Here is a 26,117-nt window from a genome sequence, read left to right on the forward strand (position 1 = left end):
TCGCTCCTGACGGGCGCGACGGCGATCGCCGGAAGGGCTACGCCCACCTGAAGCCATCCATAGGTGTGAGCAGATGCCCAATCTCGAGAACCTCAAGAAGCAGGCCAAGCAGCTGGTGCGCTGGCATCGCCTGCAGAACTACTCCGTGGCCGCCCGGATCCGGACCGGCCTGCCGCGCTACGGCGCGGCCAGTGACGCCGAGATCCTCGGCGGACCGTTCACGCTGGCCGAGGCGCAGCTGCTGCTCGCCCGCGAGGCGGGTTACGAGAGCTGGGCCGAGCTCACATCGCGAGTGTCAGGAGCAGAGACCATGACCACGAACACCAACCCGGCCTCCGATGCGGAGGCGCCGATGTTCCGGCAGGCGGAGCCGCAACTGTTCGTCTCCGACGTCAGCGCGTCCTGCGCGTACTTCGAGCACCGGCTCGGCTTCTCGGTCGTCTTCACCTATGGCCAGCCGCCGTTCTACGGCCAGGTGGGCCGCGACGGCGTACACCTGAACCTCCGCCTCGTGTGCGAACCGGTGTACGTAGGCGACGTGCGCGAGCGCGAGCAGCTGCTGGCGGCCGCCATCACCGTGGCTGACGTCAAGGCGCTGTACTCGGAGTACAACCCCGCGGGCGTGGAGTTCCAGCAGCCGTTGCGCAGGCAGCCGTGGGGCGCACTGCAGTTCGTCGTTCGCGACCCGGACGGCAACCTGATCCTGTTCAGCGGTGACTGAGCCGATCAGCGGTAGGCCCGGGCCTGCAGCGTGAACAGCTCGGCGTAGCGCCCGCCGGCCGCCAGCAGCTCGTCGTGGGTTCCGACCTCGTCGATCGTGCCCTCGTGCAGGACGACGATGAGCTCGGCCATCCGCACGGTGGAGAACCGGTGGGACACGAGCACCGTGATCCCGCCGGTCTCCGCCGCTGCGGCTCGGGACGCGGCGGCGAAGCCCTCGAACAGTGTGTGCTCGGCTTCCGGGTCGAGCGCGGCCGTGGGCTCGTCGAGGACGAGCAGCAGCGGCTGGTCTCGCATGAACGCACGCGCGAGCGCCAGCCGCTGCCACTGCCCGCCAGAGGGCTCGACACCATCGGTGAATCGCTTGCCCAGCTGGGAGTCGAGCCCGTTCGGAAACCCGGCGACGACCGCACCGCCGGCTGCTCGGTCGAGCGCCGCGAGCACCGCCGGCCGTTCGTCCACCCGCGGCAGGTCACCGACGCCGACGGACTGCCGCGCCACGAACTCGAACTTCGTGAAGTCCTGGAAGCCCGCCGACACCCGTGACCGCCACCCCGCCACGGAAAGCTCACGCAGCTCCTGCCCGTCGACCAGCACCTCGCCGGCGGTCGGGTCGTAGAGCCGCAGCAGCAGCTTCACCAATGTCGTCTTCCCTGCACCGTTCTCGCCTACCAGCGCGACCGTCGCCCCGGCCGGCAACGTCAGGTCGAGGTCGCGCAGGCTCGGCGACTCCGAACCCGGGTAGGCGAACGACACGCCACGCAACGAGATGCCATCGCGCAGCCGGTCCGGCACCGCCCCTGTGCTCCCGGCCCAGGCGTGCTCCCGGGCGTAGTCGCGCAGCCAGACGACGTTGCCGAACGTCTTCGCCAGTGTGCCGAAACCGTGGGCGTTGCCGCTGATGCCGGCGATGGCGGCGTCGAGCTGCGGCGCGAGCAGGACGAGCATGCCCACCTCGCCAACGGAGACCCGGCCCGCGCGAGCCAGCAGGACCATCCAGACGGTCGCGCCGGCGTAGCAGAGGTAGTAGAGCAGGCGAACGGACGCTTCGAGCAGCGCTCCTCGCCGTATCACCGTGCGCTGTTGTGCGAACCGGCGCCCGAACAGCTCGCCGATCCGCCTCAGCAGCAGCGGACCGAGCCCGAAGACGCGCACCTCCATCCCGTGCCGTGGCGACTCGGCGATGTTGACGAGCTTCAGCCCGAGCCGCCAGTAGGGTGCCGTCCGGTCGTGCACCTCGAAGAACATCCGGAGGTTGACCAGCCGCGCCCACACTCGCGCGAGGCCGATCACCGGCAGCAGGAGCAGCACCGGGTGGACCGAGACGAGCAGCGTCAGAACCGCGCAGGTGTTGGCGATCGTGGCGATTCCGAACATCAGCTGGCCGGTGCTGCCGGCCATCTGCCGGGCCTGCTGCCGCACGACCGCCACCTTGTCGGCGACCTCCGGCTGCTCGTGATGGGCCACGCCCGGGATCGACGTGGTGAGCGTGAGCAGCTGGTGGTGCACCTCGAGCTCGAGCCGGTCGTTGAGCGTGAGCATGAGGTTGCGGGTGACGAGGTTGCCGCCGAACGTCAGCACGAGCGAGCCGACGAGCACGACCAGGCCCGCCGTGAACGAGTCGCCGCCACCACCGGTCAGCCCGTCGACGAACAGCTTGACGGCGTACGCGGACAGCGGCCCGGCCGCGCCCGTGAGGACGGTCAGCGCCACGTTGAGCGTCGCGACCAGCGGGGCGGCGCGAAACGTCGTGGACAGCCACAACGCCAGTGCACGAACGGTTTCACGCATCGGCGGCACCCACATATCGCTCGGCCTGCAGCCGGAACATCGTGGCGTACCGGCCACCCGCCGCGAGCAGCTCCACGTGGCTGCCCTGCTCGACGATCCGCCCGGCTTCCAGTACGCAGATCCGGTGCGCGTCCCGGACCACCGAGAACCGGTGCGAGATGATCAGCGACGTGACGCCCGCGGTGAGCTCGAGGTAGCGGTCCACGAGCGTCGCCTCCGCCCTGACGTCGAGGGCGGCGGCGGGCTCGTCGAGTACGAGAACCTCGGCGCCGGCCTCGACCGCGAACAACGCACGCGCCAGGGCGATCCGCTGCCACTCCCCGCCCGACAGGTCGGTGCCACCCTCGAACGTCTTGTCCAGAACGGTTTCCCAGCCCGAGCCGAGCCGGTCGACCAGGTCCTCGATGCTCGCCCGCTCGGACACCCGCGTCAGACCACCGCGATCGGCCGAAGGCGCACCCAGGGCCACGTTGTCGCCCGCGGACAGCGGAAAGCGCACGAAGTCCTGCACGATCGCGGCGATCCTGTGCTGCCAGGCCTGTAATCGTTCGGGATCGAGCGTCGCGAGGTCGACGTCACCGACCAGGATCCGGCCGGAGGTGGGTTGGTAGCAGCCGGCCAGCAGCTTCACCAACGTCGACTTCCCCGCCCCGTTGGCTCCGACCAGCGCGACCGCCTCGCCGGGCGCGAGCTCGAGGTCGAGCTCGTGCAGGACGTCATGGTCTTGTCCGGGATAGCGGAAGCCGACGTTGTCGAACCGGATCGCCGCGCTTTCCGGCGGGGCGGTGGATTCGCTGCCCGTCAACGGATCCGGGTGGCGATCGGCAATGGCCGCCGGCAGACTCCGAGCGGTCCGGAGCGCGGCCTGCGCCCGCCGCACCCAGGTCGCCTGGGCGGTGGCCTCGGACATGCCGACCCGCAACACCGCCGGAACCACCGACACCAGCGCGGCGAGCGACAGCTGCCCATCTGCGCCGGCCCGGCCGGCCAGCACGACCGCACCGACCAGGACACCGACGTGGACGGCATAGACCGCGGAGCTGCGCAACGTGTTGCGATTGCGCAACCGCCACAGTGGCTGGAAGACAGCGGTCAGCTGCGCGAGGTAACGCGTGCCCAGCCAGTCGGCGAGCCCGAAGACCCGGATCTCCTTCGGCGCCGCGGCCATGCCGAGCTCGAACGCGTACGACGCATGCCGCTGGCCCTCCGTGCGGCCGAACCAGGTGCCCTGCTCGCTGCCGGCCAGCCGGCTGCCGTAGGCCTCGACCAGAGCGGTGGTGACCGCCAGCACGAGCGCGACCCACCAGGAGTAGAGCCAGCCGACCAGTGCGGCCGAGCCGAGCATGGTCAGGCGGGCGGAGATCAGGTGGGACAGCCCCCAGATGCCGGCGGTCGGTGAGAAGCCGTACTTGCCGCGAGCGCGCTCGAGCTCGTCCTGGATCGCGGGGTCTTCCAGGTGGCCGATCCGCCGGGGACGCAACACCGCGCCGGCGACCTGGAGCCCGAGGTCTCGATCGGCCTCGTTGGCGACGTTTCGCACGGTCACGTCGGTGACCATCGGCAGCAACCCACCGGCGACCAGCGTCGCGAGGAGTGCTGCCAGCCCCGGCCAGAGCACGGTCTGCTCACCCTGGACGTAAGCAGGCAACGCGCCGACGACCTGTCCGACGAGATAGGTCAGCCCGACCGTGGCGACAGACGACGCCACCGTCGCCAGGATGGCGAAAACCGCGCTTCCCGGCGCGACCCGGAACGCGAAGCGGAGCATGAGCAGCACTGGCCACCTCCCGTGAGCTTGGCGGGATCGACAGTAATGCCGACCACCCCCAGGGCAGCGGGAGTTCGGGAACTCGCGGCCGGTTGCGGCTGGGTCGGCCAGGTGGTGTCTCTAGAGCCAGCCGTTGTCCAACGCGATCCGGACCGCCTCCGCACGCGTACGCGCGCCGGTCTTGCCGATCGCGCTGGAGAGGTGGTTGCGTACGGTGCCTTCCGACAGCATCAGGCCGCGTGCGATGTCGGCCACCGTGCCGCCGCCCTGCGCCGACCGGAGCACGTCCTGCTCGCGGGCCGTCAGCGGGCTCTGCCCGGAGGCCAGCGACTCCACCGCCAGCGTCGGATCCACCACGCGCAAGCCGGAGTTGACCCGGCGGATGCTGTCGGCCAGCTTGTCGGCCGGGGTGTCCTTCACGACGAATCCGCTCGCGCCCGCCTCCAGTGCCCGCCGCACGTAGCCGGGCCGGCCGAACGTCGTCACGATCAGCACGCGGCACTTCGGCAGTGCCTTACGCAGTTGCTCGGTCACCTCGATGCCGTCCATGCCGGGCATCTCGACATCGACCAGCGCGACGTCGGGTGCGACCTGCCGGGCAGCGGCCACGACCTCGTCGCCTCGCCCCACTTCGGCGACCACTTCGAGGTCGGACTCCAACGACAGCAGGGCGGCCAGCGCCCCACGGACGAGGTGCTGGTCGTCAGCCAGCAGCAGACGGATCATCGCCCCACCCGTACGTACAGGCGGAAACCACCCTCGGGCGCGCGGCCGATCTCGAACGTACCGTCCGCGCTCTGGACCCGCTCGCGCAGGCCGGCCAGGCCACTGCCCGTGCCGTCGGACGTGCTGTCGGAGGGTCCCACCCCGTCGTCGACCACCTCGACGCTGTTCGGCGTCAACCGGACCGTGCAGGTACGTGCCTTGCTGTGCCGCACGACGTTGGTGACTCCTTCTCTCGCCACCCAGCCGAACAGCTCGCGGTAGTCGCCCGGCACCTGGTCGATGGAGTTGGGCAGGTCGGCGCCGACGCCGGCCGCGGCGAGTGTTCCCCTGGCCCGGCTGAGCTCCGCCGCCAGCCCGACCCCGCGATAGCCGGCCGCGGTCGAACGTACGTCGGCCAGCGCCTCACGGCCCAGCCGCTCGATGTCGGTGATCTCGGTGACGGCTCGGCCCGGGTCGCGTTCGACCAGCTTGCCGGCCAGTTCGGCCTTCACGGTGATCACAGTAAGGCTGTGGCCGAGGATGTCGTGCAGGTCCCGTGAGAACCGGACGCGTTCCTCGTTGACCGCGAGCTCCGCGATCCGGCTCTGCGCTTCGGACAGCTCCCGGTTACTACGGAGCAGCTGGGCGAACCCGAACGACGCCAACGAGCTCATGGCCACGGAGAACGCGGAAGAGAAGTCGCTCTCCCAGCCCGGCATGAGCAACGGCAGGACCAGACAGGCGGCGATCAACGTGAGCGCGAAGACCAGGGCCGCCCGCGGTTCCAGCACGGTCACCCCCGCGGCGGCGATGAATACCGCGGGGAACAGTCCGATCTCGCCGGCGGCCAGGCAGAACAAGCCGGTCAGCACGACCAGCACCGCCAGATCCGCGTGCGCCCAACGGCGGTAGCGCGGATTCCAGCCGATGAAGAAGACCGGTACGTAGGCCGCACCGAACACCACCGCGAGCGCCACGATCGCGATCCGGGCCGCCGTGCCCTCGTGCCGTTCGAACGCGCTGGTGACCGGCACGAACAGGAACACGAGCCACGCCCCGCCGAAGATCAGCCCGCGGCGGGGGCGGTTCCGTCTCCAGACGCTGGCGGCTGTCGTCGTGTCCCGCTCCTCGGGGCACTCCTGTTGGCCGGCCGCCGCGGCATCGGTGTTCATGGTCATCGACGTTAGTCCTGTGGTTCACGCCCGGGCGGTATCGACCCGGTACCGGTTGATCACGATCAGGCCGAGCACCACCGTCCAGCCCAGCAGGACCGGGACCGACAGCCAGTCGAAGCTCTGGTCCAGCAGCGGACCGCGGGCGATCAGGCCGAGCCAGTACGACGGCAGCAGCTTGGCGATCGTCGCCATCACGTCGGGCAGCGTCTCGACCGGGAACCACAGTCCGCCGAACAACGACATGCCCATGAACACCAGCGAGAAGATCGGACCGGTGCTGTCGGGGTTGCCGGCGTACCCGATCATCAGGCCGAGCACCGCGAACGGGATCAGCGCGATCCACAGCCCGATGCCGGACTCGATCCACTGCATCGCTCCCAACTGGACGTGCTCGATGAACGCGCCGGCTGCGAACACCAGCAGGATCGAGGGGATCGCGATCAGCATGGCCAGCAGGCCCTTGCTGACGAGGTAGGCCGAGGGGCGCAGCGGCGTCAGCCGGAGCTGCCGGTTCCAGCCCACCTGGCGTTCGGTCGCGACGCGCATGCCCACCGAGATCGCGGAGGTCATCGCGCCGAACGCCGCCATGCTGGCCATCAGGTAGGCGGTCGTGCCATCCTTCGCGTTGCCCCACAGGCTCGAGTTGATCAGGAAGAGGATCAGCGGCGTGACCAGCGTCATGATCAGGAATCGCCGGTTGCGGTAGGCACGGCGGGTCTCGAGCAAGAGGTACTTGGCGGTCATCGGTTCGTCTCCTGCGAGGAAGTGGCGGTCAGGGCGAGGAAGGCGTCTTCGAGGTCGGCACCCGCGACCTCGATGTCGATTGCCTGCGGGCAGGCGGTGAGCAGGGCGCGGAGGGCTCGGTCGGAGTCGGTGCAGGAGAGCTGCATCCGGTCGGCCTTGGTGGTGACGGACGAGACACCGGGCAGGGTCTCGATCGTTCGCAGGTCGGCGCCGGGGACGGTCGCCTGGATGGTCCGGCCGGAGACCATGCCCTTGATCGACGCAGCCGTACCGTCGGCGACGATCAGGCCCTCCCGCATCAGCACGACCCGGTCGGCGTACTCGTCGGCCTCGTCGAGGTAGTGCGTGGCGAACAACACGGTCTTGCCGGCGTTGGTGAGCTCGCGCATCGTCTGCCAGAACGCCCGGCGCGACTCCACGTCCATGCCGACCGTCGGCTCGTCGAGGACGAGCAGGTCGGGGTCGGGCACGATCGCCAGCGCGAAGCGGACCCGCTGCGACTGGCCGCCGGACAGCTTGGTGGTCGCACGCTTCGCGAGGTCCTCGATGCCCGCGCGGCGCAACGCCTCGGCGACCGGAACGGGCTTCTTGTGCAGGGCTGCGAAGGTTTCGACCAGCTCGCCGACCTTGATGTCGGGCAGCAGGCTGCCGGACTGCAGCAGCGCCCCGACATCCCCGTCCGCGACGGCCTTCCTGGGATCGCGGCCGAACACCTTCGCCTCCCCGCGATCCGGCTTGGCCAGCCCGAGCAACATGTCGACCGTGGTGGACTTGCCCGCACCGTTCGGGCCGAGCAGGGCGACGACTTCGCCCGGTGCGATATCGAGATCGACGCCACGGACCGCATGTACGGAGCCATAACTCTTGGCCAGTCCGGTGAGCCGTACGGCCATCCCTTGCGTTGTCACAGTTGAGGTGGTCATACCGTCAACTTTGGCGTCGGACGACTCTCGGTTTAGGTGTCGTCGATCCCGACTCGGCAATGACATCCGTCATGGCCGGGCGTAGGTTGGATGAGGGAGGACCCTGGATGTCGCGCAAACCGGTCGCTTACTCGATCACCGGTGCGCCCAAAAGCCGCACTGCGGACGTGCGGTCCCGTGAGGTCCGTTACCTGATCTCGATGGCCATCCGCACTGCGTGCTTTATCGGCGCATTTGTCACGCACGGTGTTTTCAGGTGGGTACTCATCGTGGCCGCCGTACTCCTCCCGTACATCGCCGTAGTCATCGCGAACGCGGGCCGAGAGCGCACCAAGAGCGGTCCGGCGCCATACGTTCCGGAAGGCCGGCTCGAGCTCCCGTCAGGGGGTTCCGCCGCAGTTCACGGGCCTGGTAACGATTACCACCGAACCGCCTCCCAGAAGGCCGATCAGGCGTCGAATCGGGCGTCGAACCAGGGGCGAAGTTCTGGCGAAGATCTTTCGTCGCCCCACTAGACGCAGAGGCGCGGTTCGTGCCACACTCTTCCTGCGCGCTCCGCTTCCCCCGTCGGAGTGCGACGTGATGCGACGCCGGGCGGCTTCCCCCGTGGCTGCCCGGCGTCGCTTCTTTTTGCCTTGACTACTCCCGCTTTGCATTACACAGTGTTAAATCACGACCTGATCTCGGTCGAATCCGTTACGCATTGCAATTCCTGCCTGTGCGTGACCAAGCCCCGCGACCGACCAAGCGATGTAGGGTCAGTCCTTCAGCTAGATGCACACCGACCGGTCAGCGGATATGACATCTCATCATTCGGACAGTTTGCAGTGTTCAGCCAAAGGCTGCCGAGCCACAGCAACCTGGGAGCTGCGCTGGAACAACCCAAAGCTGCACCCACCCGAGCGTCGAAAGGTGTGGCTGGCCTGCGACCAGCACCGCGAATATCTTTCAGACTTCCTGAACAGGCGAACATTCCTGCGAGAAGTCGTAGCCTTCGAAGCTCCCTCCGAAGACACCCCTGCAACCGATCCCACAACCGACAGCTGACCAACGTCGTGCCGAGTGGACCGGCCATCGGACAGTTCCACGCTCCACAAAGGCGCCCCTGAGTGCTGTGCGCACCAGCACAATCCAAGTCCCGCTTTCCGGTTCCTCGCCTGTCGGACGCGGCATGCTTGCATTTGGCCGGCGATGCCCAGGGATGCAAGGCCAAAGCCAAAGCAGACCGAGGCCGGGCAGCCTTGCATCCCTGGGCAGCGTCGGCTAAACCTCTGGTGACGTGTCCGACGGGCGAGGGGCCGGAAAGCCCCGGTTCCGAACCCGAGTGTCCGGCCCGCCGGAGGCCACCGACAACGACGACTCGCCGCGAACAAAGCCGAGCCCAAAGCAGCGAAGAGCCAACCCACCAAGGCAACTCGCCAAAAGCAACCCGATCCGCGAGCGACCAAAACCGCACAACCGACCCGCGGGCAACCGACCCGCGCGCAACCCAAACCCCGAGCAGTACGACCGCGAGCCGGCCGCGCCACCCCTCACCCCGAACCAGTCAGCCCCGCCTCCTGCGCCACCACAGCCGCCGCCCGATTCGGCACGTCGAGCCCCGCCAGTATCGAGCTCACGTGCGCCTTCACCGTCCCCTCCACAACATGCAACAACCGCGCGATCTGCGCATTCGACAATCCCCCAGCCACCAACCGCAGCACCTCCCGCTCGCGCCCGGTCAACGCCGCCACCCTCTGCCGCGCCACCGCCCGCCGATCCACCCCCGTCGCGGCCAGGTGGCAATCACCTTGGCGGCAACCCGTAGCGACAGATACGCAGCCCCGTCCGCCACAGCCCGCACCGCGGCCGGCAGTTCCTCCGGCTCCCCCGACTTGACCAGGAACCCACTCGCCCCACCTCCGAGCGCCGCCAGGATGTAGTCGTCCTGCCCGAACGTCGTCAGCACGATCACCGCGGTCGAAGGCATTGTCCGCCGGATCTCAGCAGTCGCCTGCAGCCCGTCGGTACCGGGCATCCGTACGTCCAGCAAGGCGACATCGGGCCGATGCCGCTGCACGAGCTCGACAGCGGCCCGCCCATCCCCTGCCTCACCGACCACAGGCGCACCGGCCCACACCAGCTCGCGCGACTGCCGCCAGACCCGGCCGATCAGCCAGGGCAGCAAGGTCGCCAGCAGCGCGACGTCCAGTAACTCGTCGCCCCACCCACTCCAGTCGGGCACCGCGAGAAGCACGCCGGCCGTGACCAGCACCACGCCGAACGAAACCAGTGCAGGAGCCGCGCGCACGGCAAGTCGCCCCGCCAGCAGGCCCGCGACGGCGGCGAGCACCATCGCCCAGGTGTTGAGCAGGCTCAGCGACATGGCCGCGAGGCAGGCCAGCGGCCACAGCAGGCTTTTCCTAGCGAGGACCGTACGTAACCGCCCGTCCGAGCGGATCTGCCGAAAGTCCAACTCAGCGGTGCTGGGTGTGAACGATCGGGGCCTTGCCGCTCAGGTGCAGGGCGGAGTTGATCAGCGCGATGTGGCTGTAGGCCTGCGGGAAGTTGCCTACCTGCCGGCCGTACCGCGGGTCGTACTCCTCGGCCAGCAGCCCGACGTCGTTGCGCAGCTTGAGCAGTTCCTCGAACAGCTCGCGCGCCTCGTCCTGCCGCCCGATCAGGTGCAGGTCGTCGGCCAGCCAGAAGCTGCAGGCCAGGAACGTGCCCTCGCCGCCGCGCAGCCCGTCGACCTCGTGGACGGCCTGGTCGTGCGGCGGCAGTTCGTACCGCAGCACGAACCCGTCGTGGGCGAGCTCGCGCTGGATCGCCTCGACCGTGCCGATGATCCGAGGATCTGTCGGTGGCAGGAAACCGACCTGCGGCATCAGCAGCAACGAGGCGTCGAGCTCGGGCGAGTTGTACGACTGGGTGAACGTGTTGCGCTTGGCGTCGAACCCCTGCGCGCAGACGTCGGCGTGGATCTTGTCGCGGATCGACCGCCACAGGTCGGCGTCACCGCGCCGGCCGAACTCCTCGATCCCGCGCACGGCCCGGTCCAGCGCGACCCAGGCCATCACCTTGGAGTACGTGAAATGGCGCGCCCCGCCGCGAACCTCCCAGATGCCGCTGTCGGGCTGGTCCCAGATCTCGCAGAGATGCCCGACCAGGTTGCGCTGGAGATCCCAGGCATTGAGGTCGGCGTGGACGCCGGCGTGCCGGGCGACGTCGAGTGCGTCCATCACCTCGCCGTAGACGTCGAGCTGCAGCTGCCCGGCCGCGTCGTTCCCGACCCGCACCGGCTTGGAGCCCTCGTAGCCGCCGAGCCACGGCAGTTCGTACTCCAGCAGCCGGCGCTCGCCGCCCAGGCCGTACATGATCTGGAGGTTCTCCGGTGCGCCCGCGATCGCACGCAGCAGCCACTGCCGCCACGCCGTGGCCTCTTCGGTGTAGCCGCTCTTGATCAGCGCGATCAGCGTCATCGTGGCGTCGCGCAGCCAGCAGTAGCGGTAGTCCCAGTTGCGTTCGCCGCCGATGTCCTCCGGCAGCGAGGTGGTGGCGGCCGCGACGATGCCACCGGTCGGAGCGTAGGTGAGTGCCTTCAGCGTGAGCAGCGAGCGCATCACGGCGTCGCGCCACTCGCCTTCGTAGGTGCAGCGCTCGGCCCAGTCGGTCCAGAACGTCTCGGTGGTGACCAGCGCCACCTCCGGCTCGACCGGCATCGGCGGCTCCAGGTGGGAGGGATGCCAGGTCAGCACGAAGTCGACGCGCTCGCCGGCGCGGACCTCGAACTCGGAGTACGTCGCGAAGTTCTTGCCCCGGGTCGGCACGTCGGACCGCAACCAGACCGCGTCGGGCCCGGCGACCGCGCCGAGCTGGCCGTCGGCCTTGCGCACCCAGGGGATCGCCGAGCCGTAGTCGAAGCGGAACCGCAGCTCGCCGCGCATCTCGACGCGACCACTGAGCCCTTCGACGATGCGTACGACGTCGGGCTGTTCGTCGCGTGGAGGCATGAAGTCGATCACCCGGACCGCGCCGTCGGGCGTCTCCCAGGTGGTCTCGAGGATCATCGTGTCGCCGCGGTAGCGCCGGCTGCTCGCGCGATCGGCTCCGACCGGCGCGATCCGCCAGTGGCCGTTCTCCTCATCGCCCAGCAGCGCCGCGAAGCACGCGGGCGAGTCGAAGCGGGGGAAGCAGAGCCAGTCGATGGAACCGGACCGGTCCACCAAGCCGACCGTGTGCAGGTCGCCGATCAGTGCGTAGTCCTCGATGCGTCCAGCCATGCGATCAGTGTGCCCTCTCCGCGGCCTGTCTCTCCTCCGCCGCCCGGCGAGCCTCGTCTTCCTCGTCCTCCTTGTCGGCGGCCCGGCCGCTGCGCCGGAGGCGTTCGCGCAGGGCACCGTCGTGAGCCTCGTCGTAGGCCAGGAAGATCAGCCCGCCGACCGCCATGAGCGAGAACAGCCACCACTGGATGCCGTACGACAGGAACGGCCCGGCGTCCTGCTCGGGAGGCGGCAGCAGCGTGAGGTGCCGGTCCGGTTGTGGGGTGCTGGTGGTGAGTTGGACGTACGAGCCGTAGACGGGGTACGGCAGGGCCTTGGCGATTGTGCCGACGTCGATGAAGCGGACCTGGCCGGTCTCCGGACGTACCTGGTCGGCGGGGCCGCTCTCGCTGGGCAACACCCGGCCGGTGACCGTGACCTGGCCGCTCGGCGGTGGTGGGAGGTCGGGCAGCTCGGCGGTGCCGCCGGGGGCCGAGACCCAGCCGCGGTCGACCAGCAGCGCGGCGCCGTGGTCGGTGACCAGCGGGGTGAGCACCTCGAAGCCGGGCTCGCCGCCGAGATGGCGGTAGCGGACGAGCAGCTGGTGCTCCTCGTCGTAGCGTCCCGTCGCGGTGAGTGGCGACCACTGCTGACCGGGCTCGAGGTCCTTGCCGACCTGGAGCACCTCGCCGGCCGGGCGTGCGGGCGCGGTGAGGTTGCGTTCGATCAGCTGGTTGGCGGCAGAGCGCTCGGAGTTGCGCCGGAACTGCCAGCCGGCCAGCTGGACGAACACCGTGACCAGGACGATGACGGCGAGAATCAGGGCGATCCATCGTGGCCGCAACAGGAAGCGGTACACGCCTGGTGACGTTACCCGACGTGCCTGGGGGGCCAGGCGGCATGCCTTCGGTTGTGCGGTGTGCCTAGGCTGGCGGGATGGGCGGTCTTGTCGACAGGTACGGGCGTACGGCGACCGACCTCCGTGTCTCGCTGACCGATCGGTGCAACCTGCGGTGCACCTACTGCATGCCCGCCGAGGGCCTGCCCTGGCTGCCTTCGCCCACGCTGCTCACCGACGACGAGGTGGCGCGGTTGGTCTCGGTGGCGGTGCGGCAGCTCGGCGTCCGGGAGGTGCGGTTCACCGGTGGTGAGCCGCTGATCCGGCGCGGGCTGGTGTCGATCGTGGAGCAGACGGCCAGGTTGGAGCCGCGGCCGGAGATCTCGCTGACCACCAACGGGCTCGGGCTGACGCGGCTCGCCGGGTCGTTGCAGGCGGCCGGACTCGACCGGATCAACGTGTCGCTCGACACGCTGCGACCGGAGACGTTCGTCACGTTGGCGCGGCGAAACCGGCTTTCGGACGTGTTCGAGGGGCTGGAGGCGGCCGCGGCTGCCGGGCTGACGCCGGTGAAGGTCAACGCCGTCCTGATGCGCGACGTCAACGACGACGAGGCCCCATCGTTGCTGGCGTGGTGCCTGGAGCGGGGATACGAGCTGCGGTTCATCGAGCAGATGCCGTTGGACGCCCAGCACGGCTGGCGCCGCGACACGATGGTCACGGCGGAGGAGATCCTGGAGCGGCTGCGAGCCGCCTTCACCTTGACGCCGGACGACCCGTCGCGGCGAGGCTCGGCACCGGCCGAGATCTTCCTGGTCGACGGCGGCCCCGCGAAGGTCGGCGTCATCGCGTCAGTGACCCGCCCGTTCTGCGGCGACTGCGATCGGGTCCGGCTGACGGCGGATGGACAGGTGCGCAACTGCCTGTTCGCGCGCGAGGAGTCGGATCTGCGGACCGCGTTGCGGTCGGGCGCATCCGACGAGGAACTCGCGGACCGGTGGCGGCTGGCCGTGATCGGGAAGCGGCCCGGGCACGGCATCGACGATCCGTCGTTCCTCCAGCCCACCCGCCCCATGTCCGCCATCGGCGGCTGACCCGTCAGGCGCCGGGCCGTTGGCCGGGCGGGCGGCAGCGCTAGCACTCGGCCTGCCGGCCACCCCAGCTCCGCCACCAGGAGCCGATCCGTCAGACAACGGCCACCTTGCCCGCCCGGCGGCCGTTGAGATGTCATGCCGCCCGAACGTAGGCACGCGGCAACGCACCGCCATGCCTCGAACGACACCACCCGGCATTGACGATCGTCAGGGTTGACAGCCGGCCGGATCTGGTTGGCTTGCTGTCGATGCCGAAACGAGAGTTCGCCGCGCTGGACGACCCGCGCTTCGCCCAGTGCCATGCCTCCACGCTGCTTCCGTTGCCCGGCGGCGACTTCCTGGCCGCGTGGTTCGGCGGTACCGAGGAGGGCGCCGGAGACGTCGGCATCTGGCTCGGCCGCCGGACGAGCGACGGCTGGACGCAGCCGCGCCAGGTCGCCGCCGAGCCGGAGCTGCCGCACTGGAACCCCGTACTGTTCGCGACCGGACCCGACGAGATCGCGCTGTTCTACAAGGTCGGCACACAGATCCCGGCGTGGCGTACCCGCGTGATCCGTTCGGCCGACGGCGGTGAGACCTGGTCGCCGCCGTCGGAGCTGGTGCCCGGCGACTCCGGCGGCCGCGGGCCCGTCAAGAACAAGCCGATCCGCCTCCACGACGGCACGATCGCCGCGCCTGCGTCGCTCGAGGGCGACCGCTGGGACGCGTTCGCCGACCTGTCGACCGACCAGGGCGCCACCTGGACCGCGTCCGAACTCGTACCGATGGACCTGCCCACGCCCGCCGGCCGGCGCGGGCTGATCCAGCCGGCGCTGTGGGAGCCGGCGCCCGGAACGCTGCGGATGCTGGCCCGGAGTACGGAGGGCTGGGTCTACACCAGTACGTCCACCGACGGCGGTGCCAGCTGGGAACCGGCCCGGCCGACGACGCTCCCGAACAACAACAGCGGCATCGACGCCACGCCGATCGCGGGCGGCGCGCATGTGGTCTGCGCGTACAACCCCGTCAGCGCGAACTGGGGTGCGCGCACGCCGCTCGTGCTCGCCGTCTCCACCGATGCGTACGGTGAGACCTGGACGCCCGGGCCGGTCATCGATGACGTCGACGACCAGCCCGATGCGCGAACCGGGCGCGCCGAGCTCTCCTATCCTGCCGTTGTGCCTTACGCAGACGGGATCGCGATGACGTATACCTGGCAACGGCGCGGCATCGCGTTCGCGATCGTGCCGGGTGCCGAACTGATCGGCGACGAGGGGTGAGAGGAACTTCCGTGCCGTCCGATGTTGAGGTGATCACGCCGATCCCCACGCCGTTCCTTTCCGACGGCGAGGTCGACTACGCCGGCGCCGCCAAGCTGGTGAAGGCGCTTCCGGCCGAGATCGACGCGTTCCTGGTGGCGGGCACCACGGGCGAGTTCCCGGCGCTCACCGACGACGAACGGATCAGGCTGATCGAAACGGTCCTGGAGGCTGCCGGCCCGGAACGCGTGATCGCCCACGTCGGCGCGGCGAGCGCGCGCCAGGCGGCCGGGCTGGCCTCCCGTGCGGTCGCCGCGGGCTCGACTCGGATCGCGGCGATCACGCCGTACTTCCTGCCGGCGCCGCCGTCGGCCGTACAGGACTACTACGAGCAAGTCCTCGAGGCGGCCGGCGGCGTCGACACCTACGCCTACCTCTTTCCGGACCGCACCGGGCTCACCGTGCTGCCGGACCAGCTGGCTGAGCTCGCCGAGCTGCCGCACATCGTCGGCGCCAAGCTGTCGGGCCGCGCGGCGACCGACTTCGCGTTCTACGTCAGCGCCGTTCCGGACGACTTCGTGTTGTACTCCGGCAACGACACCGAACTGCCGGAGGTGGTAGCCGCCGGCGGACACGGGATCGTGTCGGGCGTGTCGGCGGCGTTCCCGGAGCCGTTCCTGGCCCAGGCGCGCACGGTCGCGTCGTCCGACCAAGTGGGTGCCCAACGCCACCGCTCGACGATCACGCGGGTGATACGCCTGGTGGGGCCGAACATCGCGGCACTCAAGCTGGCGGTGCATCTGCGGTACGGCATCGACCCGTCGGCGCGGATGGCGCTGGCCGCCCCGAGCCCGGTGGCCGTCGCCCAGATCCAGCAGGCGATCGAGGACCTCGCACCCGTCTGAGTACGAACCAGGTCGTCCCGGCGAGCGCGGCAGTGAGGATCGCGCCGCCGAGGGCGGTGGCTGCCACGCCGTCGGCGTAGGCGGCGAAGGCTGACTCATGCAGCGCTGGCGCCGGCTGGGCGCCGGCGATGGTTTCGAGGGCGGCCGGGTCGGTGCCGGGCGGTGCGGTGGCGAGCATCCTGGCGGTGTAGATCGCGGCGGCCAGCGTTCCGAAGCCGGCGATGCCGAGTGCCGAGCCGAGGTGCGCGCTGGTCTCGGCGATGCCGGCGGCCGCGCCCGCCCGCTCGGACGGTACGCCGGAGAGCACCAGCCCGCCCGCGATCGTTCCGGTGAGCCCGGTGCCGAGGATCAGGATCGCGTACCCGAGCAGGAACCGGCCCAGGCCGTCATCGGGCTGGGCAGTCGCCAGGCTCGCCACGATCGTCAGGCCGGTTGCGGCGAGCAGGAGTCCGGACGTGAGCAGCGCGGCTTCGGAGAACCGCCGCGCGAGTTGGGTCGCGGCCACCGCGCCCACGAACGAGCCGGCAAGCATCGGCGTCGCCCACAATGCCGACTGCAGCGGCGTGAGGTGATGGACGTACTGCAGGTACGGAAACGCCAGCACGCCCAACCCCGCGGTCACGATCGCTATCACAGCGTTGACGGCGACGGCCACCGAGAACGACCTGGCTCGGAAGAGGCGGAGGTCGACCAGCGGGTCCCCGGTCCGGCGCTCGTGCCGTACGAACCACGCGGCGGCGGCACAGCCGGGCAGGGCCGCGACGACGGCGGGCCAGGTCGGCCCGTTCCGCGCGAGCTCCTTCAGCGCGAAGACCACGCAGAGGATGGCCGCGAGCGAGAGGGCCGCGCCCGGTAGGTCGAATCCGCGTTGTCCGGTCGGCTTCGACTCCGGCACGAGGAACGGCGCGGTGAGAAGGAGCAGCGCCATCACCGGAACGTTGATCAGGAAGACCGATCCCCACCAGAACCGCTCGAGGAGCACGCCACCGAGGATGGGCCCGGCGACGGCGCCGCCCGCGAACGCGACCGTCCACGCACCGACGGCGGCCCGTCGTTCGCGTTCGTCGGCGAACATGCCGCGGATCAGCGACAGCGTGGATGGCGCGACCGTCGCACCGCCGACCGCGAGGACCCCGCGGGTCAGGATCAGCGCGGTGGTAGTTGGCGCGTACGCCAGGACGACCGATCCCACGCCGAACAGCGCGGCGCCGGCGAGCAGGACCTTCCGGCGGCCGATGCGGTCGCCCAGGCTGCCCATCGTGATCAGCAGGCCGGCCATCAGGAAGCTGTAGATGTCCATCGCCCACAGCCACTGGGTGGCCGTCGGCCGCAGCGCATCGGCGATCGCGGGGCCTGCGACGAACAGCACCGAAATGTCGGTCGCGGTCAGCAGCGCGGCGAGTAGCAGTACGCCGAGGCCGCACCAGGTGCGGGCGGTGGCTTGTGGCATTGGCTGATCGTACGTACGTACAAATCATGGCGTCAATACGTACGTACGTACAAATCTGGTAGCGTTCGGTGGCATGAGCCAACGCGAGGACCTGCTGGCCGCGGCCAGGCGACTGCTGGTCGAGAAGGGCTATCACCGCACGACAGCACGCGACATCGCGGCGGCATCCGGCTCACATCTGGCGTCGATCGGCTATCACTTCGGCTCGAAGGACGCCCTGATGAGCACCGCGGCCCTGCAGGCGCAGGGCGAGTGGGGCCACGCCGTCGACACGGCGGTGGAGGCCGCGGGCGGCTCGGCCGGCCCGGCCGAACGCCTGCGCATCTGCGTCGACCAGTTGCTCGTGGCGATGGCTGGCCAGCGGGAGGTGCTGGTGGCCAGCGTGCAGACCTACGCCCAAGCCGAGTTCGAGGACGGAATCCGCTCGGCGCTGGTCGAAGGGACGCGGGACGCGCGGGCGTCGCTGGCGGGCCTGCTGCTGGACCGGTCCGTGGCCGACCTGGACCCGTCGGTGGCGCGGGGTACGGGGTCGGTGATTCACGCGCTGATCGCCGGCCTGGCGCTGCAGGCGTTCCTCGACCCGGACTCGTTGCCGACCGGCGAACAGGTCGTCGAAGCGGTCCGGGCGCTCGGCGCCGAGACGCAGGCGCAGGCGTAGGCGTGGGTCAGTCGGCCGGACGCTTCGGAATCGGCAGCCCGCGTGGCGGTACCGGCGACGACTGGACCACCGAGCTCGTCGTCTGGCCGAACAGCAGGAAGCGGTCCAGCACTTCCTCCAGCGCCGACACCTCCGCGACGTACACCTTCAGCAGGAAGCAGTCCTCTCCCGTGATCCGGTGGCACTCGACGACCTCCGGGAGCTCTTGCGCCAGCTCCGCGATCTTCAGCAGCTGGCCAGGGCCCGGCCGGACGCGTACGTACGCGGCGACCGGCCGGCCGAGCGCCGCCGGGTCGAGGTCGAGGCGGTAGCCGCGGATCACGCCGCGGCGTTCCATCCGCCGGACCCGTTCGCGCGCGGTCGGCGCGGACAGGCCGGTGCGGCGCGCCAGCTCCGAAACCGCCAGCCTCGGGTCGTCGCGCAGCGCCTCCAGCAGGCGCAGATCGGTGTCGTCGAGCTGGGCTTTGCCATTCGGTAAGTTCATGCCGCGATCCGTTGCCGATTCGATGGATTCGAGTCCGTTTCCTGTCCATCAGCGTATGGAAACTCGCCCGGTTTCGCCGCACTCTGGCATCTCGTGATCCCCTATGCGTACTTCCTGACCAGCGCGATCTTCCACTACCTCGGGCCGGCGTTCGCCGTGCTGCTGTTCGGGCAGATCCCGGCCGCGGGCGTCGCGTGGCTGCGGATCGCCGGCGCGGCCGTGGTCTTCGGCGCATGGCGGCGGCCGTGGCGGACGTTCCGGGCGGCGGGCCGGCGGCAACGGCTGCTGCTCGCCTCGCTCGGCGGCGTACTCGGCACGATGAACCTCTGCTTCTACTGGGCCATCGACCGCTTGCCGCTGGCGACGGTCGGCGCGATCGAGTTCCTCGGACCGGTCCTGCTGGCGGCGATCGGGGTGCGGACGCCGCGCAACCTCGGAGCGTTGGTACTGGCGGTGTCCGGCGTCGTCCTGCTGACCGACGTACGGCTGGCGGGCTCGCCGCTCGGGGTGGCGCTGGCGTTCGCGAACTGCTTGCTGTTCGTGCTGTACGTCGTACTCGGGCACCGCATCGCGGCCGACGGCGGCGGCGCGGGCGTCGAACGCCTCGGCGCGGCGATGGCGGTAGCGCTCCTGGTCGTGACGCCGGCCGGGCTCGCGGGCGCACTGCCGGCGTTCGGCTCGCCCGTGCTGCTGCTGGCCGGACTCGGCGTCGGCGTGTGCTCGTCGGTGATCCCGTACGTCTGCGACCAGCTCGCGATGGCCCGCCTGCCGCGGGCGACGTTCGCGTTGCTGCTGGCCCTCCTACCCGCGACAGCGACGACGATCGGCTGGCTCGTACTCGGGCAGGTGCCCAAGCCGGTCGAGCTGGCCGGAATCGGGCTGGTCGTGCTCGGTGTACTCCTGCACCGGCCTCGCCCTGAGCCTGTTGACGCCGAGGAAGAAGCAGGGGTGACAGGGCTCGAACCTGCAACCTGCGGTTTTGGAGACCGCTGCGCTTCCAGTTGCGCCACACCCCTGTGCGGACGAGCAGCCTGTCAGGCAAACCTTGGCAGGCGCCGTCCGTACGGCCGATCAGTATAGGCCCAGCCAGTCCACGAAGATCCCGCCCCGCAACCACCCCGCGACGATGGCCACCCCTCCCACCGCCGAGAGCTGCGCCAGCATGCGAGCCGCCGCGTGTCCGGCGCCGAAGGCATCGAGGCAGCCGCAAGGGCCGGCGCCAAGCCGCTCCGCTGTGCAGGCACGCGAGCCGCCCGGGCGCGGGGCAGCTCGTGGTCCCGGCACGCCGACGACGAAAGGTCCGCCGACCCGGCCCGCCGTCGGCATCAGACGTCGAGACAGGCTGGCTTGCACGAGCAGCGTGCCATCGACGCCAGGCGAGATTTCAGAGCAGCGGCAGGCCGCCGCGTCGCCACTGCCAGGCCGCCGCTCGCCACTGCCAGGTCGCCACCGCCAGGTCGCCACCGCCAGGTCGCCACCGCCAGGCCGGCGCGGAGCCGGTGGCATGGCGGGCCGGCCTGCGTCACACTCGTGGGCCGTCGCCGCGTTCGATGCTGTGCGCGGCAGAGGCGGCGGCTAGGGCAGGTCGTCTGGGTCTTCGGTGTCGAAGGCGTCGAGGTAGCCGTCGAGCTGGGCGTCGGTGCCTTCGGCGGCGAGAGCTTCGCGGACGACAGTGAGGGCGACGGTGCTGGGGTAGCCCTTGCGCGCCAGCATTCCCGCCAGCCGGCGAAGCCGGACCTGCGGCTCGAGCTTGCGCGTCGAGGCGAGCTTGCGGGCCACCAGGGCACGGGCGGTCTCGCGTTCGGTGTCGGGCGAGAGTTGTTCGACGGCGGCGTCGACATCGCGGTCGTCGACGCCGCGGCGGCGGAGCTCGTGGGCGAGAGCGCGGCGTGCCAGGCCGCGGCCCGCGTGCCGGGACTCGACCCAGGCCGCGGCGAACGCCGCGTCGTCGATCAGCCCGACCTCGGAGAAGCGGCCCAACACGTGGCCGGCCACTTCGTCGGGCACTCCCCTGCGGCTCAACGTGCGAGCCAGCTCCATCTTGGTACGCGGCTGCAGCGCGAGCTGCTTCAGCACGATCGAGCGCGCGACCTGCTCGGGATCCGCGTCCGGACCGGCCTCATCGGCCGGGTCCGCTGGATCCCGAGCGTTCGCCCTGCCAGAAACGTGATCAGAGCTCTTCCGTCCCCCGCTACGTCTGTTGCGACGACCCGCCATCGATTACGTCCTAGAAGTCGACCGGCGGCTCGGTTGCTGCGGCTTCCTCGGCGGGAACGTTGAGCTGCGGCCCGATACCGAGCTTCTCCTTGATCTTCTTCTCGATCTCGTCGGCCAGGTCGGGGTTGTCCTTGAGATGCTTGCGGGCGTTCTCCTTGCCCTGCCCCAGCTGGTCGCCTTCGTAGGTGTACCAAGCACCCGCCTTGCGGGCGATGCCGTTCTCCACCGCGAGGTCGATCAGGTTGCCCTCGCGAGAGATGCCCTCGCCGAACAGGATGTCGAACTCCGCCTGGCGGAACGGCGGCGCCATCTTGTTCTTCACGACCTTGATCCGGACCCGGTTGCCAACCGCGTCCTGCCCGTCCTTCAGCGTTTCGATCCGGCGCACGTCCAGCCGGACCGAGGAGTAGAACTTCAACGCACGGCCACCAGTCGTGGTCTCCGGCGAACCGAACATGACGCCGACCTTCTCACGCAGCTGGTTGATGAAGATCGCGGTGGTCTTGGAGTTGCTGATCGCACCGGTCAGCTTGCGCAGCGCCTGGCTCATCAACCGGGCCTGCAGACCGACGTGGCTGTCGCCCATCTCGCCCTCGATCTCGGCGCGTGGCACCAGTGCGGCCACCGAGTCGATCACGATGACGTCGATCGCGCCGGAACGGACCAGCATGTCGACGATCTCCAGCGCCTGCTCACCGTTGTCGGGCTGCGAGACCAGCAACGAGTCGGTGTCGACTCCGAGCTTCTTGGCGTATTCCGGGTCGAGCGCGTGCTCCGCGTCGACGAAGGCCGCCGTGCCGCCGCCACGCTGGGCGTTGGCCACCGCGTGCAGGGCAACCGTGGTCTTACCGCTGCCCTCCGGGCCATAGACCTCGACAACCCGGCCGCGTGGCAACCCACCGATGCCGAGTGCGATGTCGAGCGAGATCGCGCCGGTCGGGATGACCTCCATGGGCGCACGGGTCTGCTCCCCGAGGCGCATCACCGCACCCTTGCCATGGGCGCGTTCGATCTGGGCAAGCGCAGTGTCGAGCGCCTTCTCACGATCGCTACTTGGAGCTGCCATTGGAGCCGTCCCGGTGGGATTGGGGGCCTTCTTCGGGCCTCGGGTTTTCTTCTGCGGAGTCGTCACATCACAGACGCTAGACGCAACCACCGACATAGGCGAGGAGGCGCCTCGGGGATGTGGAGAACCCCTTTTTTCGCCGACCTGTGGACAAAACCGGGTCGCTGGAAGCGGCTGCATCCCGGGTCAACGGGGCAACCGTAGTACGAACACCCGTTCGAACCAAACCCGACACGCCGTACGCCGGAGAACACCGCCGTCAGTCAGACATCAGACCCGGAAGCGCGCTCCGCAAGACCTTTCCGGTCACTGTCCGAGGCAGCTCGCCGACGAAGATCACCTCGCGCGGCACCTCGTACCTCGCCGCTCGCCCGCGCACGTACGCCAGCAGCTCCTCCGCTGTGACCGCGCTGCCGGCTCCCAGCACGACGTAGGCCGCCAGCCGCTGCCCGAACTCCGCGCCGGGTACGCCGAACACCGCTACCTCGGTCACCGCGGGGTGCCCGGCCAGGCAGTCCCTCCACCACCTGCGGAAACAGATCGAGGTCGGCAGGGTGTGCATCCGTGACGCCACCCATAGCGACGATCCTGTCACGCACCACCGACAGTCGTTCGGCTGTACGCGCGACCAGCACCACGTGCGCCCCAGCCGCGGCCAGCCGGTACGCCGTCGCCTCTCCGATGCCTTCCGAAGCGCCCGTGACCAGCACTTTCCGGCCGGCCACTGCCGCGCGCAGCCGATGCGCGCGCGGCCCCCAGCCGGCGCAGCCGAGCGCGATCCGCAGGAGCTTGCCGGCCGTTCCCACCGCGGCGGCTCAGCGCTCTGTGAAGGGCAGCTCGAGCTCGCTCCAGACCGCCCGCCACACTTCCTTGGCGTCGTGACCGGCTTCCAGCGCCTGCACGACCGTACGATCGTTCAGCGCCGCGAGGACATGATCGCGCGCCCACGTCCGGGCGTAGGCCGGGCCGAGGTTGTGTTCCATTCGCTGCCAGAAGTCCGTCAACCGCACCCGGCAAGTATCCTCGGCCGCCGGGAACTGGCGCGATCGCATCGCCAGGTGCGACCATGGTCGTTGCTCTTCCTCCCCAAAACACATGGACGAAAGGACCGGATAGGCATGCGCTCGTGTGTCGTGCTCAAGTACGGCGAGCTGGCACTCAAGGGCAAGAACCGCTGGCGGTTCGAGCAGGTCCTCCTGCGCAACCTCGAGTCGACCGTGGCCGACCTCCCGGACGTGCACATCCGCCGGCGGCACGGCTTCCTCGTCGTACGCAGCGGCGCGCCCCTCGACGTCCTGATCGAACGTGCCCGCAGCGTTCTCGGCATCGCCGTCGTCCATCCCGCCGTCATGGTCGTCTCGGAGCCCGGGCGCATCGAGCGGGCCGCGCTCGACCTGCTCCGTCCGTACGCCGAGCGCCCCGGCACCACGTTCGGCATCCGGCCGCGGCGACGCTGGAAGGGCTACCCCGGCAGCTCCCACGACCTCGCCGTCTCAGTCGGCGACAAGATCCGCACCGAGCTCGGCCTGAGCGTCAACCTGTCGAAGCCCGACATCGAGCTGGGCATCGAGGTCGACCGCCACGAGACGCTGCTCTACACCGAGAAACTGCCTGGTCAGGGCGGCCTCCCGGTCGGCGTGAACGGCCGCGCGCTCGCGCTCCTGTCCGGCGGCTTCGACTCCCCCGTCGCCGGCTACCGCATCATGCGCCGCGGGCTGGCCGCCGACTACATCCACTTCTCCGGCATGCCGTTCACCGGCCCGCAGTCGGTCTACAAGGCCTACGCCCTGGTCTCCAAGCTCGACGCCTACCGCGGCGGCGGCTCGCGGCTGTGGGTCGTCTCGTTCGGCAACGCCCAGCGCTCGCTGGCCACGGCCGGCGCCGGCCGGCTGCAGGTCCTCTCGCAGCGTCGTCTGATGGTCAAGGTGGCGTCGCGCCTCGCCGAGGAGATCGGCGCGCAGGCGCTGGTCACCGGCGACTCGCTCGGCCAGGTCTCCAGCCAGACGCTGTCCAACCTCGTCGCGGTCGAGGCGGCGGCCGAGCTGCCGTTGCTGCGTCCGCTGCTCGGCTGGGACAAGACCGAGATCATCGCTGAGGCCGAACGGATCGGCACCGCCGAGATCTCCACCCTGCCCGACGAAGACTGCTGCACGCTGTTCGCGTCGCCGCTGGCCGAGACCAGAGCGCAGACCAGCGCGCTGGAGAAGATCGAACGCCGGCTCGACCTCGACCCGATCGTGGAGGAGCTGGTCAAGTCGGCGCAGCTGCACGAGTTCGGGCACCACAAGCCGCCCGCGGCAGCGTGAGCGATCCGGTCGAGCGGCTGCGGGCACAGTACGGCGACCGGCTGATCGGGCTCACCGGCGCCGAGGTCGAGCAGGTTCGGGCTGCTCAGGGCGTCGAGCGGCTGCCGGCGGCGTACGAACGCTTCCTGCGTACGGCCGGGCGGTCCGGGCACGCGCTGCTGGTCGGAACCGACGCCTTCTACCCCGTACTCCTCGAGATCCCGGCCTGGACGCGGGAGCTGCTGGAGGAGAACCACGTCGCCGAACTGCTGCCCCCGGACGCGGTCACGATCGCGCTGCATCAGGGCTACCACGCGTCCTGGCTGACGACCTGGCGCGAGGACGACCCGCCCGTCGTGGAGTACGGCGAGCAGCAGCCGTTCCCGGCAGCGGGCTGGCCGACGTTCTCCGCGTACCTGTCCGACCAGCTCGACCGCGCGATCGTCGCCGTCGAGCGGTTCGGCGAGTGGTGGCACGGGTCGGGGCCGGCCTCGGCATAGGCTCGTTGGACATGAGCACACAGTCCACGGCGCTGCTCACCGACCAGTACGAACTGACCATGCTGCGCTCCGCGCTGAGCAGCGGCGTCGCCGACCGGCGTTCGGTGTTCGAGGTGTTCGCGCGCCGGCTGCCGGACGGACGGCGGTACGGCGTGGTCGCGGGCACGGGCCGGCTGCTGGAGGCGCTGTCCGCGTTCCGCTTCGGCGACGACGAGCTGGCGTTCCTCACCGAGCGCGGCATCGTCGACGAGCGAACGGCCGGGTGGCTCGCCGACTACCGCTTCCGGGGCGACATCTGGGGCTACGGCGAGGGCGAGTGCTACTTCCCCGGCTCGCCGATCCTCGTCGTGGAGTCGACGTTCGCCGAGGCTGTGCTGCTGGAGACCCTCGCGCTGTCGATCCTCAACCACGACACGGCGATCGCTTCCGCCGCGTCCCGGATGACCGTCGCGGCGGGCAATCGTCCGATCATCGAGATGGGCTCGCGGCGTACGCACGAGATGTCGGCGCTGGCCAGCGCGCGGGCGGCCTACCTCGCCGGCTTCGACTCGACGTCCAACCTCGAGGCCGGGCGGCGCTACGACATCCCGACGCGCGGGACCAGCGCGCACGCGTTCACGCTTCTGCACGACAGCGAGAGCGACGCGTTCGTGGCGCAGGTGAAGGCGCTGGGCGCGTCGACGACGCTGCTGGTCGACACGTACGACGTCCGCGAGGCGGTACGCCTCGCGATCGAGGTCGCCGGCCGCGACCTCGGCGCGATCCGGATCGACTCCGGCGACCTGACCGTGCTGGCGCACGAGGTGCGGTCGCAGCTCGACTCCTACGGCGCGTTCGGCACCAAGATCGTGGTGAGCGGCGATCTGGACGAGTACTCGATCGCCGGACTCGGGGCGACACCGGTCGACTCGTACGGCGTCGGCACGTCGCTGGTGACGGGGAGCGGGGCGCCGACGGCTGAGCTGGTCTACAAGCTGGTGGCACGTTCGGAGTCTGATGGTCTGGACGCGCCGCTGGTCGGGGTGGCGAAGCGGTCGACTGGCAAGCCGACACACAAGGGACGCAAGTGGGCCGTCCGACGCTACGACGAGCGCGGCGTGGCGGAGGCGGAGGTGATCTCGACCGAGCCGCCTGCCTCCGACTCGGAGGGGCGGGCGCTGCTCGTACCGCTGGTGCGTTCGGGCGAGATCGTGGGCGCCGAGCCGCTCACGGCAGCGCGTTCGCGGCACGAACGTTCGCGGGCGGAGCTGCCACAGACGGCCCTGAAGCTTTCCCGCGGTGAACCGGCCTTGGTCACCGCTTACGGGCAGTGAGG

General features: G+C 70.0%; 25 protein-coding genes, 1 tRNA gene and 3 pseudogenes. 10 read left to right on the forward strand and 19 right to left on the reverse strand.

The window, feature by feature from the left end; all coding sequences use genetic code 11:
* Positions 1–73: 73 nt before the first annotated feature.
* Positions 74–721 (forward strand): bleomycin resistance protein, encoded by a 648-nt coding sequence (locus tag ACYVF6_RS30320; RefSeq protein ID WP_460526043.1) that lies wholly within the window; start codon positions 74–76, stop codon positions 719–721.
* A 5-nt stretch (positions 722–726) separates the two neighbouring features.
* Here the strand turns inward: ACYVF6_RS30320 and ACYVF6_RS30325 are convergent, their stop codons facing one another.
* The 6 genes from ACYVF6_RS30325 to ACYVF6_RS30350 all read right to left on the reverse strand — a co-directional run bounded on the left by ACYVF6_RS30325 (position 727) and on the right by ACYVF6_RS30350 (position 7,826).
* Positions 727–2,511: an ABC transporter ATP-binding protein gene (locus ACYVF6_RS30325; RefSeq protein WP_460526044.1), complete on the reverse strand. Its 1,785-nt coding sequence runs from the start codon at positions 2,509–2,511 to the stop codon at positions 727–729.
* A complete protein-coding gene (locus ACYVF6_RS30330; RefSeq protein ID WP_460526600.1) occupies positions 2,504–4,279 on the reverse strand; it encodes an ABC transporter ATP-binding protein in 1,776 nt (591 codons plus the stop codon). The genes ACYVF6_RS30325 and ACYVF6_RS30330 overlap by 8 nt, the downstream gene beginning before the upstream one ends.
* Before the next feature lie 120 nt (positions 4,280–4,399).
* Positions 4,400–5,005 (reverse strand): response regulator, encoded by a 606-nt coding sequence (locus ACYVF6_RS30335; protein WP_460526045.1) that lies wholly within the window; start codon positions 5,003–5,005, stop codon positions 4,400–4,402.
* Positions 5,002–6,156: a sensor histidine kinase gene (locus tag ACYVF6_RS30340; RefSeq protein ID WP_460526046.1), complete on the reverse strand. Its 1,155-nt coding sequence runs from the start codon at positions 6,154–6,156 to the stop codon at positions 5,002–5,004. Before ACYVF6_RS30340 ends, ACYVF6_RS30335 begins: the two co-directional genes overlap by 4 nt.
* Before the next feature lie 24 nt (positions 6,157–6,180).
* Complete coding sequence (locus ACYVF6_RS30345; RefSeq protein WP_460526047.1) at positions 6,181–6,903, reverse strand: ABC transporter permease; 723 nt, start codon at positions 6,901–6,903, stop codon at positions 6,181–6,183.
* Positions 6,900–7,826, reverse strand: coding sequence for an ABC transporter ATP-binding protein (locus tag ACYVF6_RS30350; RefSeq protein WP_460526048.1), 927 nt, complete (start codon positions 7,824–7,826; stop codon positions 6,900–6,902). Before ACYVF6_RS30350 ends, ACYVF6_RS30345 begins: the two co-directional genes overlap by 4 nt.
* A gap of 107 nt (positions 7,827–7,933) precedes the next feature.
* Between ACYVF6_RS30350 and ACYVF6_RS30355 the strand changes: the two genes are divergently transcribed.
* Complete coding sequence (locus ACYVF6_RS30355; RefSeq protein ID WP_460526049.1) at positions 7,934–8,341, forward strand: DUF3099 domain-containing protein; 408 nt, start codon at positions 7,934–7,936, stop codon at positions 8,339–8,341.
* 1,017 nt (positions 8,342–9,358) lie between these two features.
* Here ACYVF6_RS30355 and ACYVF6_RS30360 read toward each other — a convergent pair.
* From ACYVF6_RS30360 to ACYVF6_RS30375, 4 genes are all read right to left on the reverse strand, one after another.
* A complete protein-coding gene (locus ACYVF6_RS30360; RefSeq protein WP_460526050.1) occupies positions 9,359–9,550 on the reverse strand; it encodes a response regulator transcription factor in 192 nt (63 codons plus the stop codon).
* Positions 9,547–10,191: a response regulator gene (locus tag ACYVF6_RS30365; protein WP_460526051.1), complete on the reverse strand. Its 645-nt coding sequence runs from the start codon at positions 10,189–10,191 to the stop codon at positions 9,547–9,549. Before ACYVF6_RS30365 ends, ACYVF6_RS30360 begins: the two co-directional genes overlap by 4 nt.
* A 91-nt stretch (positions 10,192–10,282) precedes the next feature.
* Positions 10,283–12,088 carry a glycoside hydrolase family 15 protein gene (locus tag ACYVF6_RS30370; RefSeq protein WP_460526052.1) on the reverse strand — a complete coding sequence of 602 codons (1,806 nt, stop codon included), beginning with the start codon at positions 12,086–12,088 and terminating at the stop codon, positions 10,283–10,285.
* A gap of 4 nt (positions 12,089–12,092) precedes the next feature.
* Entirely contained in the window at positions 12,093–12,926 is an 834-nt protein-coding gene (locus ACYVF6_RS30375; RefSeq protein WP_460526053.1) for an SURF1 family protein, read from the reverse strand.
* 77 nt (positions 12,927–13,003) lie between these two features.
* On the opposite strand from ACYVF6_RS30375, the gene moaA reads away from it, so the two are divergent.
* The 3 genes and pseudogenes from moaA to ACYVF6_RS30390 form a co-directional block, all read left to right on the forward strand.
* Complete coding sequence (gene moaA, locus ACYVF6_RS30380) at positions 13,004–13,999, forward strand: GTP 3',8-cyclase MoaA (protein WP_460526054.1); 996 nt, start codon at positions 13,004–13,006, stop codon at positions 13,997–13,999.
* A gap of 248 nt (positions 14,000–14,247) precedes the next feature.
* Positions 14,248–15,258 (forward strand): sialidase family protein, encoded by a 1,011-nt coding sequence (locus ACYVF6_RS30385; protein ID WP_460526055.1) that lies wholly within the window; start codon positions 14,248–14,250, stop codon positions 15,256–15,258.
* A 29-nt stretch (positions 15,259–15,287) separates the two neighbouring features.
* Positions 15,288–15,980 (forward strand): annotated as a pseudogene (locus ACYVF6_RS30390) (dihydrodipicolinate synthase family protein); the annotation flags it as partial.
* 40 nt (positions 15,981–16,020) lie between these two features.
* On the opposite strand, the gene ACYVF6_RS30395 reads toward ACYVF6_RS30390, so the two are convergent.
* Positions 16,021–17,592, reverse strand: coding sequence for an MFS transporter (locus ACYVF6_RS30395; protein WP_460526056.1), 1,572 nt, complete (start codon positions 17,590–17,592; stop codon positions 16,021–16,023).
* 73 nt (positions 17,593–17,665) lie between these two features.
* Here ACYVF6_RS30395 and ACYVF6_RS30400 point away from each other — a divergent pair, with 73 nt between their 5' ends.
* Complete coding sequence (locus ACYVF6_RS30400) at positions 17,666–18,250, forward strand: TetR/AcrR family transcriptional regulator (RefSeq protein WP_460526057.1); 585 nt, start codon at positions 17,666–17,668, stop codon at positions 18,248–18,250.
* Positions 18,251–18,257: 7 nt separating this feature from the next.
* On the opposite strand, the gene ACYVF6_RS30405 is transcribed toward ACYVF6_RS30400, so the two are convergent.
* Positions 18,258–18,734, reverse strand: a complete 477-nt coding sequence (locus ACYVF6_RS30405; protein ID WP_460526058.1) for an Lrp/AsnC family transcriptional regulator — start codon at positions 18,732–18,734, stop codon at positions 18,258–18,260.
* Positions 18,735–18,868: 134 nt separating this feature from the next.
* On the reverse strand, positions 18,869–19,051 hold the full coding sequence (locus ACYVF6_RS30410) for a hypothetical protein (RefSeq protein WP_460526059.1): 183 nt from the start codon (positions 19,049–19,051) through the stop codon (positions 18,869–18,871).
* 1 nt (position 19,052) lies between these two features.
* Here ACYVF6_RS30410 and ACYVF6_RS30415 point away from each other — a divergent pair.
* Positions 19,053–19,577 (forward strand): annotated as a pseudogene (locus ACYVF6_RS30415) (EamA family transporter); the annotation flags it as partial.
* 100 nt (positions 19,578–19,677) lie between these two features.
* Here the strand turns inward: ACYVF6_RS30415 and ACYVF6_RS30420 are convergent.
* The 6 genes and pseudogenes from ACYVF6_RS30420 to ACYVF6_RS30445 all read right to left on the reverse strand — a co-directional run bounded on the left by ACYVF6_RS30420 (position 19,678) and on the right by ACYVF6_RS30445 (position 23,027).
* Positions 19,678–19,750 (reverse strand) — tRNA-Trp (locus tag ACYVF6_RS30420).
* 559 nt (positions 19,751–20,309) lie between these two features.
* Positions 20,310–20,810, reverse strand: a complete 501-nt coding sequence (locus ACYVF6_RS30425; RefSeq protein ID WP_460526060.1) for a regulatory protein RecX — start codon at positions 20,808–20,810, stop codon at positions 20,310–20,312.
* Positions 20,811–20,961: 151 nt separating this feature from the next.
* Positions 20,962–22,017, reverse strand: coding sequence for a recombinase RecA (gene recA, locus ACYVF6_RS30430; protein WP_460526061.1), 1,056 nt, complete (start codon positions 22,015–22,017; stop codon positions 20,962–20,964).
* A gap of 259 nt (positions 22,018–22,276) precedes the next feature.
* Positions 22,277–22,579, reverse strand: coding sequence for an AMP-binding enzyme (locus ACYVF6_RS30435; RefSeq protein WP_460526062.1), 303 nt, complete (start codon positions 22,577–22,579; stop codon positions 22,277–22,279).
* A 40-nt stretch (positions 22,580–22,619) separates the two neighbouring features.
* Positions 22,620–22,823, reverse strand: a pseudogene (locus ACYVF6_RS30440) (SDR family NAD(P)-dependent oxidoreductase); the annotation flags it as partial.
* A gap of 9 nt (positions 22,824–22,832) precedes the next feature.
* On the reverse strand, positions 22,833–23,027 hold the full coding sequence (locus ACYVF6_RS30445) for a DUF3046 domain-containing protein (protein WP_460526063.1): 195 nt from the start codon (positions 23,025–23,027) through the stop codon (positions 22,833–22,835).
* Between the two features lie 108 nt (positions 23,028–23,135).
* Here ACYVF6_RS30445 and thiI point away from each other — a divergent pair, with 108 nt between their 5' ends.
* The 3 genes from thiI to ACYVF6_RS30460 are packed head-to-tail and all read left to right on the forward strand — an operon-like array spanning position 23,136 to position 26,115.
* Entirely contained in the window at positions 23,136–24,323 is a 1,188-nt protein-coding gene (gene thiI, locus ACYVF6_RS30450; RefSeq protein WP_460526064.1) for a tRNA sulfurtransferase, read from the forward strand.
* Positions 24,320–24,802 (forward strand): hypothetical protein, encoded by a 483-nt coding sequence (locus ACYVF6_RS30455; protein ID WP_460526065.1) that lies wholly within the window; start codon positions 24,320–24,322, stop codon positions 24,800–24,802. The genes thiI and ACYVF6_RS30455 overlap by 4 nt, the downstream gene beginning before the upstream one ends.
* 11 nt (positions 24,803–24,813) lie before the next feature.
* Positions 24,814–26,115 (forward strand): nicotinate phosphoribosyltransferase, encoded by a 1,302-nt coding sequence (locus tag ACYVF6_RS30460; protein ID WP_460526066.1) that lies wholly within the window; start codon positions 24,814–24,816, stop codon positions 26,113–26,115.
* Positions 26,116–26,117 lie beyond the last annotated feature (2 nt).

It is taken from the genome of Flindersiella endophytica, assembly GCF_054779015.1.